Source organism: Skermanella sp. (genome assembly GCF_059503625.1).
The window spans coordinates 1-9,952 of sequence record NZ_JCACHA010000767.1 but is presented as its reverse complement, the minus strand read 5'-3'; the positions used below and the strand labels follow the sequence as shown (position 1 = coordinate 9,952).

Sequence of the window (9,952 nt, the reverse complement as noted above, 5' to 3'; positions counted from 1 at the left end):
GGCGCCCGGACGGCGGAATTGCTGGACTACCGCCGGCTGGCGCCCTCGGCCGAGCGCAACTACCCGACCGAGGAACACCTGCTGCCGCTGTTCACGGCGCTGGGAGCCGCTTCGCCGGGAACCGCCGGCACGCGGGTCCATAGCAGCCACACCTACGGCGTGCTCGCCATGGATGTCTATGCCTTCGACTAGGCCTCGTCGAAGAAATCGACCGAGCCGTCCTCCAGCGAATAATGCGCACCGACGACCTTGAGCTTTCCGGCACGCTGCGGTTCGATCAGCGTCGGTTCCGTTTCTCGGAGGCGTTTCACGATCCGGCTGATATTGGTCCGGACGGCATTTTCCAGGAAGTCGCCGGGCTTGTCGCGCACGCTCAGGACGGCGGGGATGATCGGCTCGATCATGGCGCCGATGCTGCCGGGGAAGACCGTGTTGTCGCGCACCACCGACACGGCGGCATCGACGGCGCCGCAGCGCTGGTGACCCATCACCACGATCAGCGGCACGCCCAGCTCGGCAACGGCGTACTCGATGCTGCCCATGGCGGAGGTATCGACCGTATTGCCGGCGTTGCGGACGATGAACAGCTCGCCGAGGTCGCGGCCGTACAGCAGTTCCGGCGGTACCCGGCTGTCGGAGCAGCTTACCAGCACGGCGAAGGGCGTCTGGCCCCTGGCGATCTCAAGCCGGCGCTCCCGGCCCTGGGCGCGGCGGATGGGACCGTCGGTAAGATAGTTCCGGTTGCCGTCTTTCAGCAACTGCAAGGCCTGTTCGGGACTGAGGTCGGTCTTCCTGGATGCTGCTTGCGCCGATCCGCCCAGGACGGGCGCCAGCGCGCCGGCGAGGGCTCCTGCGGCGCCCAGGCCGGCCGTGCGGAAGAAGGCGCGTTTGGACTGGTCGATGGCGGTCATGTCGTTTCCCCTTTTATGATTCCCCTGCAATCGGCAGTAGGTGTACCTGCAACAGGAGAATGCACAAAGCGGCGCGACCGAATACGGGCCTACTTTATCGCAGAGTGGAAAATCTTCGGAGATCGTTACACTGTTAATCGAAACGATCCGATCAGGAGAAGGCCCAGGGCATGACGACAAACCGGGATGGAAACCCAGGCGAAACCTTGCTGCTGACCCCCGGACCCTTGACCACGGCGCCGGCGACACGGCGCGCGATGCTGCGTGACTGGGGATCGCGGGATCGTGACTTCATCGACCTGACAGACCGTATCCGGCGGAGGCTGACCGTCGTCGTCGGGGGCGAGTCGGCGGCCATGACCTGCGTCCCGATCCAGGGCAGCGGGACATTCGCGGTCGAGGCCGCTCTCCAGACGCTCGTCCCGCGCGGCGGCAAGCTGCTGATCCTGGTCAACGGCGCCTATGGGCGGCGGATGGTGGAGATCTGCCGGGTGACAGGACGCGCTCATGAGGTGCTGGAGTGGCCGGAGGACCAGCCGGTCGATCCCGCCGCGGTCGCGGCGGCGCTGGAGGCGGACCGGTCGGTGACCGACGTCGCCGTCGTGCATGTCGAAACCACGTCGGGGCTGCTGAACCCGCTGGCGGAGGTCGCTGAGGCGGTGGCATCGGCTGGGCGGCGGCTCCATATCGACGCCATGAGTAGCTTCGGCGCCATCGGGATCGATGCTGCCAAGGTTCCTTTCACCAGCCTGTTCGCGTCCAGCAACAAGTGCCTGGAAGGCGTGCCCGGCATCGGCTTCGTCATCGCCGACGTCGCGGCGCTTTCGCTGGCCAAGGGCAACGCCGTCAGTCTGGCGCTGGACCTGGAAGCGCAGTGGCGCGGGCTGGAATCGAACGGGCAGTGGCGCTTCACGCCGCCGACCCATGTGCTGGCCGCACTCGACGCGGCGCTGGACCAGTTCGACGCCGAAGGGCGCGTGCCGGGGCGGTTCGCGCGCTATTCGCGGAACTGCGCCGTCCTGTGCGCCGGGATGCGGGAGCTTGGCTTCACCCCCTGGCTGGACGACAAGCTACAGGCTCCGGTCATCGTCACCTTCCGGATACCGGACGGCGGCTGGTTCCGGTTCGGCGATTTCTACGACAGCCTGCATGCACGCGGCATCGTGATATATCCGGGCAAGCTGACCGCTCTGGACAGCTTCCGGATCGGTTGCATCGGCGCCATCGGGGAGGCGGAGATCCGCCGCGCCCTTGGCGTCATCGCGGAGACCGTTACGGCAATGCGCGGGTGACGAAAGCCTTGAAGCGGCGGGCGACTTCATGCGGCGGGACGGTCGGCCGGCCCAGCTTCGCCATCGATCCCGGCGCTATCCGGACATGGATCAGGCTGGGACCGCCGCTCCGGGCCGCTGCCTTATACGCCCTTTCGAAGCCGTCGAGACCGTCGCAGTCCATCGCGTTCGGGTAGCCGCAGGCAAGCGCCACGCCGGGGAAGTCCACCAGCGGCGATACGGTCGCCTGCCCGCCCGTGCTGTCGTGGACGCCGTTGTCGAGCAGGACGTGGATCAGGTTCGGCGGGTGGTATGCGCCTAACGTCGCCATCGTTCCCAGCTTCATCAGGGCGGCGCCGTCGCCGTCCAGCACTACGACGGGCCGGGGCGTCGACAGTGTCAATCCCAGGCCCATTCCCGCAGCCCCGCCCATCGAGCCGACCTGATAGAGATGCTGTTCGCGGTCGTCCAGAGTGAACAGTTCCCGGCCGCATTTGCCTGTCGTGGCGACGACGGCGGCTTGGCGGTCGATCACGGACAGCAGGCGTTCCAGCACGGCGGCGCGGGGCGGCGGTTCGCCGTGGGTGCGGTAGTCCAGGCGTTCGCCGGCGGGACGCGCAGGGGGCGGTGTCTGGCGCAGGGTTTCCGGCTCGACGCTGTCTTCCGCCATGACGAAGGCGAAGGGCAGGTCCAGCCGGTCCATCTCGGCGCAGGCATGATCGAGGGCGGCGGTCAGGTCGTCCGGCGTGGTCGGGAAGGGGCGGTGGCCGATGCGGATCAGGTCCAGCAGGCCATGCGTGATCTCCCCCATCAGAGCGTGCTGGGGTTCGTCCTTGATGCCTGGACGGCCCCGCCACGTCGTCACCAGCAGGGTCGGGATGCGGAACGGCGCATTCAGCGAGGTCAGCGGATTGACCGCGTTGCCGAGGCCGGAGTTCTGGCACAACACAACCGTCCTGCGGCCGGCCAGCCAGGCGCCGGCCGCGATGGCGACCGCCTCGCCCTCGCTGGCCGCTCCGACATAGCAGAGGCCGGTGCCCCCGATGACGCCGTTTATCAGCGGCGTCAGGAAGCTGCACGGGACGCCCGTGTAGAAGTCGAACCCGCGCTCCAGCGCGTTTCCGATGAAGGAGTTGGCCGAGATCATGGACTTATCTCAGGGGAAATGGTGGGCATCGTCAAGGTCGCGCAGCGTATCGACATCCAGCCAGCAGCCGGTGACGTAGTGGACGTTGACGGTGGTCCGTCTGGCTAGACGGTTCAGCAGTTCCGGCAGGTCCGATGTGCGCAGCACGCCCTCCGCCTCCATCGCGTCGATTTCGTCGCGCGCCATCCTGGCTCCCTCGTCGCTGAAGCGGACCATGCCGATGAACTCGCCGCAGATTTCGGCGCCCTCGTCATGGGCTCCGATGGAGCGGAGCGCCACCGGTTCCTCGTCCAGGAAGTTGCCGGAATAGGCCGTATCCGCCGCGATCAGGTCACGCTGGTTGATGGATTCGGACGACCGCCGCTGCCAGAAGGCGTCGGCCGCCACGACGATGTCGCCGGGCGTTTCCATCAGCCCGTCCAGGATGTGCGGGCGGAACAGGATGTCGCCGTAGATCACGACGGTCGGCCCGCTCAGACGGTCGCGGGCGCGGTTCAGCGAGAACAGCTCTCCCGTCGAAGCATAGTCGTCGTTGTCGATCGTCCGGATGCCCTGAACAGCTATGGTCTCCTTGGCGAAGCCGCGCACGACGTCGACTTCCTCGATGCCGCGCTCCTTCAGCGTCGCCACCAGCCGGCCCAGCAGGGGCTGGCCCCGGATGTCGATCATGCATTTCGGCAGGTTCTCGGTCAGGGGGCCGAGGGATTCGCCGCGCGATGCCGCAAGGATGATCGCGTGCGCGCCGGTGCGGACCGGCAGGTAGCGCTTCTCCGCCTCGTTCAACTCGTCCTGGCCGGTCAGGCGGAAGATGTCCTTGACCGTGGGCAGGTCGCGTTCCAATCCCGCCAGCGATTGTTCGCGGTGGATGCGGCCGGTGACGTCGCGCATCGCGGCTATCGCCGCGCGGATGTTGTGGTTGGCCCAGATCACGGTCGAGACGCCGGCCTCGCGGAAGGCTTCCGTCGGGGTCGCGTAGTACATCGTCGGCACGATGACGACCGGGCAGCGCTGCCCCCAGTGCTCCATGAAGCTCAGGATCTCGGCGGCGCTGGAGCGCTTGGAATGGATCAGGATCGCGTCGGCTCCGGCGGCATGGTACGCCTCCGCCCGCCTCAGCGCTTCGTCCATGCCCTGGCCGGCGATCAGCGCCTCGACCCGTGCGACGATGGAGAAGTCGTCGTCGGTCTGGCTGTCCTTGCCGGCCCGGATGCGCCCGCAGAACTCTTCCATATCGGCCAGCGGCTGGTGGTCGCCGATGAAGGAGTTGGTCTTGGGGAATAGCTTGTCCTCGATGCAGACGCCGGCGACGCCCCGGTCGCACAGCTTCCGCACCAGCCGGCGGACGTTGTTGAAGTTGCCAAACCCGGTATCGCCGTCGACCAGCATCGGGATCGACGTGGCGTCGGCCATGAATTCCAGCACTTCGAGGAACTGCGTCCAGGATGCCTCGTTGTTGTCGCGGACCCCCAGCGAAGCGGAGATCGACAGGCCGGACGCCCAGATGCCCTGGAAGCCGGTTTCCTCGACGATCTTCGCCGACAGGCCGTTATGGGCTTCCATCAGGAACGTCAGGTCGGGCGAGATCAGGAGCTGCCTCAGGGCCTGGAACCGGTTGAGGACCGGGGGTGACGGGGCGGCGCTGGTCGATGCTGTCGGGTTCTCAGCGGCATTCAAGTTACTACGCAACGCTTCTTGCCTCCTTGGAAGTACGCAAGAGGTAATTCTTATGGATGGGCCGCGACGTTGATAATTGACTCCGGGGTTCCGGCTCGGCCTTTGTCATGGAGATGTAACTATTAACCTTAACAGACGAAAACCAGACCCCAATCATTAAATCCTGCCAAAGGGATTCGATCATGAAAGCCGTCATTCTCGCGGCCGGCCGGGGCCGGCGCTTGGGAAGCGGGGATGACTCCGCCCCGAAGATCCTGCTGAAGTTCGGGGGCGGCAGCCTGCTGGAACGACACCTCGCCATCCTCCACGCCTGCGGGGTGATCGAGGCCGTCATCGTCGTCGGTTTCGCGGCGGATCGTATCCGGGAGGAAGTGGCGAGGATGGGGCCGGCGATCCCGGTTTCCTTCATCGAGAACCCGCGTTTCACCGAAGGCAGCGTCGTCTCGCTTGCGGTGGCTGAACGGGAGATGACGCGGGGAGAGCCCGTCCTGCTGATGGACGGCGACGTGCTGTATGACAGGCGCCTGATGGAACGGCTGGTCCGGACCCGGATCGACAACTGCCTGCTGATGGACCGCACCATCGAGCCGGGCGACGAACCGGTCAAGCTGTGCATCCGCGACGGCAGGATCGTCGATTTCCACAAGATCCCGAAGAACGCCCATGACTGGCACGGTGAGTCCGTCGGTTTCTTCCGGCTATCGCCCGCCATTGCCGAGGCGCTGGCCGGCCGCGCGCGGGACTATGTCGAGAGCGGGCGCGGCGGGATGGAGTACGAGGAGCCCCTGCGCGACCTGATCCTCGCCAGCCCGCCGGGGACATTCGGGTACGAGGACGTATCCGACCTGCCCTGGACCGAGATCGATTTCCCCGAGGACGTCGTGAAGGCCGAGACCGAGATCAGGCCGGCGCTGCGCGACGATCCGATGACCGGAGGTGCTTGAGATGGATGAAACTCAGGTCGCAGCCTTTCAGCGCGACGGCTATCTGCTGCTGCCCAGGTTCTTCGATGCCGGCGAGGTCGCCGAGATCACCCGCTGGACCGAGGAACTGGCCTCGGCACCCGAGGAAATCGGAAGCCACTGGGTCTACCGCGAAGCCAGCCTGCTCGACCCGGAAGACAGGATCATCCAGCGGATCGAGAACTTCTGCCCGTTCCACGACGGCTTCGACCGGCTGGTCCGGCAGGGACGGCTGATGGAGACGGTGTCGAGGCTGTTCGGCGAACAGGCGGTGCTGTTCAAGGAGAAGATCAACTTCAAGATGCCGGGCGGGGCCGGCTTCAAGGCGCATCAGGACCAGCAGGCCGGCTGGAGCACCTATGCGCCGCTGTTCATCACGGCGCTGGTCGGCATCGACGCCTCGACCCTGGAGAACGGCTGCCTGGAGGTGGCGCCGGGCTGGCACCGGCAAGGCCTGCTGGGGGAGGAGTGGAAGCCGCTGGACGACGACCGGATCAAGGAAGTCGGCTTGAAGCCGGTCCCGACGGGGCCCGGCGATGTGCTGCTGTTCGACAGCTATGTCCCCCATGCCTCCGCCGAGAACATGACGGGCGCGGCGCGCCGCATCCTGTACCTGACCTATAACCGGCTATCGGACGGCGACCACCGGGAGGCCTATTACCGCGACAAGTCAGCGGCGTTTCCGCCCGATGTCGCCCGCGTCCCCGGTTCCAGCTACGTCTTCCGGGTCTGACGGCGGCGGATGAGGCTTCTTCCGGTCCTGACTGCTCTGGCGGGGATCGGCGTCCTGGTGGCGCTGATCCTGGGGACGGGGCTGGACGCCGTCGGCGACGCGCTGGCTCCCGTCAGGTGGGGCATCGTTCCGATCGTCTTGTCCCACGCGCTGCCGGTTTTGCTCGACGTGGTGGCGTGGCGGCTGCTGTTCATCGGTCCTGCCCCGTCGCTGCCGGCGCTGTTCGGGATGCGCTGGATCGGCGAGGGGGTCAACAATCTGCTGCCCGTCGCCCAGATCGGCGGCGAACTGGCGCGGGTGCGGCTTGCGATGCTGAGCGGGGTTGAGACCTCGCGTGCGGCGGCTACGGTCCTTGCCGACGTGACGTTCGGCGCGCTGACCCAGATGGTCTTCGCGCTGATCGGGGTGGGCTTGCTGCTGGCCGCCCATGAGGTCGGATCGGTCGTGCCGGTCGTGTCGGGGCTGCTGCTGTTCGGCTGCGGGATCTTCGCGTTCTACTGGATACAGCGCGGCCGGGGGTTGGGGGTGCTGTGGCGCTGGGTCAGCGCCGTGCTGCCCAAGCAGGACTGGGCGGCCAGGCTCGGCGGCATGGGGTCGTTCCAGAGGGAACTGGACAGGATCTATGGCGACCGAAGGGCTGCCGGGTGGAGTTGTTTCTGGCGGCTGGCCGGCTGGTTCGCCGGTGCGGCGGAGATCTGGCTGTGCCTGTGGTTCCTCGGCGTGCCGGCGCGCTGGACCGACGCGGTCATCCTGGAAAGCCTGTCCCAAGCCGGGCGGTCGGCGGCCTTCACCGTCCCCGGGGCCATCGGCGTCCAGGAAGCGGGCTTCGTCGCCCTCGGGCTGGTGCTGGGCCTCGATCCGTCAACCGCGCTGGCCCTGGGATTGATCCGGCGGGCGCGCGATCTGGCGCTGGGTCTGCCGGCGCTGGCGGTCTGGTCGGCCATCGAAGCACGCCGGTCGGGAGCCGTCGGTCAGGACGGCGCCAGATAGCGCCTGAACTTCCAGCAGGCTCCCAGGAAAAAGGCGGGTGCGCCGATAGAGGCGGCGATCAGGATCGGCATCTCGCCGTTGAACCAGATGGCGAAGGGAATGATCGCCATCGCGTCGTCGGGATCGAACCCGCCCTTGGCCGAGTAGGTAGCGGCACCGATGCCGCCAAGGGATTCGACCTTGGTCATCAGCCACAGCATCGCGACGATGCCGCAGCCGGCCAGCAGTCCCAGGGCTATGGCCCAGGCGCCGAGCTGGCTGTCGCGCAAGCCGATCCCGATGCCGAGGAAGATCAGGATGTTGGACAGCGCATCGGTCACCAGATCGTAGCGGTGGCCCCAGGGCGAGGATTTGCCGCTCTGCCGCGCCAGTTCCCCATCGGCCCGGTCGAGGAAGAAAGAGAGCAGGAAGCTGGCCGCCGCCCAGTCGTTCCACTCGCCGTTGCCGAAGGCCAGCAGGCCGAAGGCGATCAGGGCAGTGGCGAAGCGCAGGGTGGTGATGTGATTGGGCGTAACGATGCTCGACGCCAGCGGACGCACCAGCGGGCGAACCATTCCATGCGTCCAGGTATTGTGACTCATGCCTGACCTTATTCTTAGTTTACCGTACTTGTGACGTAGGTCGGTCTAAAGCGAAGCGGCAGCCGACAAGCAGGCGCGTCGATGTCGGCTGCCGCTTCGCTTTAGACCGACCTACGGCAGGGGCGTCTTCACTGTTCGGGCTTGCGGGGTATTTATTTGCGCACATATCCCGCCTCCTTGAACCATTTCAGCGCGTCTTCCAGCCCCGCCGATGCTGGGCGGTGGCGGTAGTCCAGCTCCCGCTCTGCCTTGGCCGAGGAGAAGAACATCAGCTTGGCCGCCATGCGCAGACCGTCGCGGGTGAGGAAAGGTTCCTTGCCGGTCAGGCGTGCGACGCCTTCGGCGACGATGGCCAGCGGGAACAGCGGCGCCGTGGGCAGGCGGACGCGGGGAGGGGTGCGGCCTGCCAGACGCGCGATCTCCCCCAGCATCTCCGCCAGCGTCAGGTTGTCGCCGCCGAGGATGTAGCGCTCGCCGATCCGGCCGTGCTCGAACGCCAGCAGGTGGCCGGCCGCCACGTCGTCGACATGGACGAGGTTGAGGCCGGTGTCGACATAGGCCGGCATCCGGCCGGACGCCGCCTCCACGATGATGCGGCCTGTAGGCGTCGGCTTGACGTCGCGCGGACCCACGGGGGTCGACGGGTTGACGATCACGGCGGGCAACCCGTCCTCGGCGGTCATCCGGCGGACCACCTGTTCCGCCTCGTACTTGGAGCGCTTGTAGGGGCCGACGATGTCGCCGGGCCGGTCGGGAGTGTCCTCGTCGGCGGGCGAGCGGTCGGGCTTCAGGCCCAGGGTCGCGACGCTGCTGGTGTAGACGATGCGCCCGACGCCGGCCGCCAGGGCTTCCCGCATCAGGCTGCGGGTGCCCTCGACATTGGTCCGCATCATGGCGTCCGGGTCCGGGACCCAGATCCTGTAGTCCGCCGCGACGTGGAACAGCGCCTTGCAGCCCCTCAGGGCGGCGCGCAGCGAGGCAGGGTCTTCCAGGGAACCCGTGGCGATCTCCGTGCCGTCGCCAAGGCCGGACAGGTTGCGGCGGTTGCTGGTGCTGCGGACCAGCAGGCGGACCGGCACGCCCCGCGCCGCCAGCGCCTTCGCCACGGCCGAACCGACGAAGCCGGAGGCTCCGGTCACCAGGACGGTGCCGCCGCTATCCTCAACCCGCATGGCGTGGGTCCTTCCGCCGGTTTCTGCGTTCCCACTCCATCATCAGGCTGGGCAGCACGACCAGGGAGCAGATCAGGGTGAACAGGATGGCGATGGCCAGCAGGATGCCCATGCTCGACAGCCCGCGATGGTGGGACAGGGACAACGTGGCGAAGGCCGTCGCGGTGGTCAGGGTGCTGACCAGGACGGCGCGCGGCGTGCTGGTCAGCATCAGGTCGATGCCGAACCGGCGGCCGGGCGGCAGCTCCCGCGCCAGGGCGAGCCCGCGTTCCACCATATGGATGCTGCTCGCCACGCCCAGCCCGAACAGCAGCGGGATCACGATCACGTTGGCGAAATTGAACGGGATGCCGAGCAGGGCCGATGCCGCCAGCGTATAGAGCGCGCCCAGCATCAGGGGCGCCAGGATCAGCAGGACGCTGACCACGCTACGCTGGATCGCCAGCAGCAGCACGGCGATCAGCCCTATCGTCAGCAGGGTCGCTTCCCGGAAGGAGCCCATCACGACCTT

10 protein-coding genes and 1 pseudogene are annotated in these 9,952 nt (G+C 67.1%); 5 read left to right on the top strand and 6 right to left on the bottom strand.

From position 1 onward, the window contains the following. A pseudogene (locus tag AC5JJ6_RS26760) lies at positions 1-192 on the top strand (hypothetical protein); the annotation flags it as partial. Here the strand turns inward: AC5JJ6_RS26760 and AC5JJ6_RS26755 are convergent. Further along, positions 189-911 (bottom strand): carbonic anhydrase, encoded by a 723-nt coding sequence (locus AC5JJ6_RS26755; RefSeq protein ID WP_496044992.1) that lies wholly within the window; start codon positions 909-911, stop codon positions 189-191. The pseudogene AC5JJ6_RS26760 and the gene AC5JJ6_RS26755 overlap by 4 nt on opposite strands. Before the next feature lie 170 nt (positions 912-1,081). Here AC5JJ6_RS26755 and AC5JJ6_RS26750 point away from each other — a divergent pair, with 170 nt between their 5' ends. After that, the gene (locus AC5JJ6_RS26750; RefSeq protein WP_496044991.1) at positions 1,082-2,203 is read left to right on the top strand and encodes a 2-aminoethylphosphonate--pyruvate transaminase; all 1,122 of its coding nucleotides are present in this window, start codon (positions 1,082-1,084) and stop codon (positions 2,201-2,203) included. On the opposite strand, the gene aepY is transcribed toward AC5JJ6_RS26750, so the two are convergent. Both aepY and aepX read right to left on the bottom strand, forming a co-directional pair. After that, positions 2,184-3,329, bottom strand: a complete 1,146-nt coding sequence (gene aepY / locus AC5JJ6_RS26745; RefSeq protein ID WP_496044990.1) for a phosphonopyruvate decarboxylase — start codon at positions 3,327-3,329, stop codon at positions 2,184-2,186. The genes AC5JJ6_RS26750 and aepY overlap by 20 nt on opposite strands. A gap of 9 nt (positions 3,330-3,338) precedes the next feature. Then, positions 3,339-5,015 (bottom strand): phosphoenolpyruvate mutase, encoded by a 1,677-nt coding sequence (gene aepX / locus AC5JJ6_RS26740; RefSeq protein ID WP_496044989.1) that lies wholly within the window; start codon positions 5,013-5,015, stop codon positions 3,339-3,341. A 170-nt stretch (positions 5,016-5,185) separates the two neighbouring features. On the opposite strand from aepX, the gene AC5JJ6_RS26735 reads away from it, so the two are divergent. Genes AC5JJ6_RS26735 through AC5JJ6_RS26725 form a run of 3 tightly spaced genes read left to right on the top strand, consistent with a single transcriptional unit; the run spans position 5,186 to position 7,688 of the window. Further along, entirely contained in the window at positions 5,186-5,947 is a 762-nt protein-coding gene (locus tag AC5JJ6_RS26735; protein WP_496044988.1) for a phosphocholine cytidylyltransferase family protein, read from the top strand. A 1-nt stretch (position 5,948) separates the two neighbouring features. Continuing rightward, on the top strand, positions 5,949-6,698 hold the full coding sequence (locus AC5JJ6_RS26730; protein ID WP_496044987.1) for a phytanoyl-CoA dioxygenase family protein: 750 nt from the start codon (positions 5,949-5,951) through the stop codon (positions 6,696-6,698). Positions 6,699-6,707: 9 nt separating this feature from the next. Beyond that, entirely contained in the window at positions 6,708-7,688 is a 981-nt protein-coding gene (locus AC5JJ6_RS26725; protein WP_496044986.1) for a lysylphosphatidylglycerol synthase domain-containing protein, read from the top strand. Here the strand turns inward: AC5JJ6_RS26725 and AC5JJ6_RS26720 are convergent. From AC5JJ6_RS26720 to AC5JJ6_RS26710, 3 genes are all read right to left on the bottom strand, one after another. Then, positions 7,670-8,269: a CDP-alcohol phosphatidyltransferase family protein gene (locus AC5JJ6_RS26720; RefSeq protein ID WP_496044985.1), complete on the bottom strand. Its 600-nt coding sequence runs from the start codon at positions 8,267-8,269 to the stop codon at positions 7,670-7,672. The genes AC5JJ6_RS26725 and AC5JJ6_RS26720 overlap by 19 nt on opposite strands. A gap of 152 nt (positions 8,270-8,421) precedes the next feature. Then, positions 8,422-9,441 (bottom strand): hopanoid-associated sugar epimerase, encoded by a 1,020-nt coding sequence (gene hpnA, locus AC5JJ6_RS26715; RefSeq protein WP_496044984.1) that lies wholly within the window; start codon positions 9,439-9,441, stop codon positions 8,422-8,424. After that, positions 9,431-9,952: MMPL family transporter (locus tag AC5JJ6_RS26710; protein ID WP_496044983.1), on the bottom strand; the 522-nt coding region annotated here is incomplete at its 5' end. The genes hpnA and AC5JJ6_RS26710, both read right to left, overlap by 11 nt.

Coding starts and splice junctions, on each gene's coding strand:
- AC5JJ6_RS26730 (WP_496044987.1), top strand. CDS start 5,949: ATGGATGAAACTCAGGTCGCAGCCTTTCAGCGCGACGGCTATCTGCTG.
- hpnA (WP_496044984.1), bottom strand. CDS start 9,441: ATGCGGGTTGAGGATAGCGGCGGCACCGTCCTGGTGACCGGAGCCTCC.
- AC5JJ6_RS26755 (WP_496044992.1), bottom strand. CDS start 911: ATGACCGCCATCGACCAGTCCAAACGCGCCTTCTTCCGCACGGCCGGC.
- AC5JJ6_RS26735 (WP_496044988.1), top strand. CDS start 5,186: ATGAAAGCCGTCATTCTCGCGGCCGGCCGGGGCCGGCGCTTGGGAAGC.
- aepY (WP_496044990.1), bottom strand. CDS start 3,329: ATGATCTCGGCCAACTCCTTCATCGGAAACGCGCTGGAGCGCGGGTTC.
- AC5JJ6_RS26725 (WP_496044986.1), top strand. CDS start 6,708: ATGAGGCTTCTTCCGGTCCTGACTGCTCTGGCGGGGATCGGCGTCCTG.
- AC5JJ6_RS26720 (WP_496044985.1), bottom strand. CDS start 8,269: ATGAGTCACAATACCTGGACGCATGGAATGGTTCGCCCGCTGGTGCGT.
- AC5JJ6_RS26750 (WP_496044991.1), top strand. CDS start 1,082: ATGACGACAAACCGGGATGGAAACCCAGGCGAAACCTTGCTGCTGACC.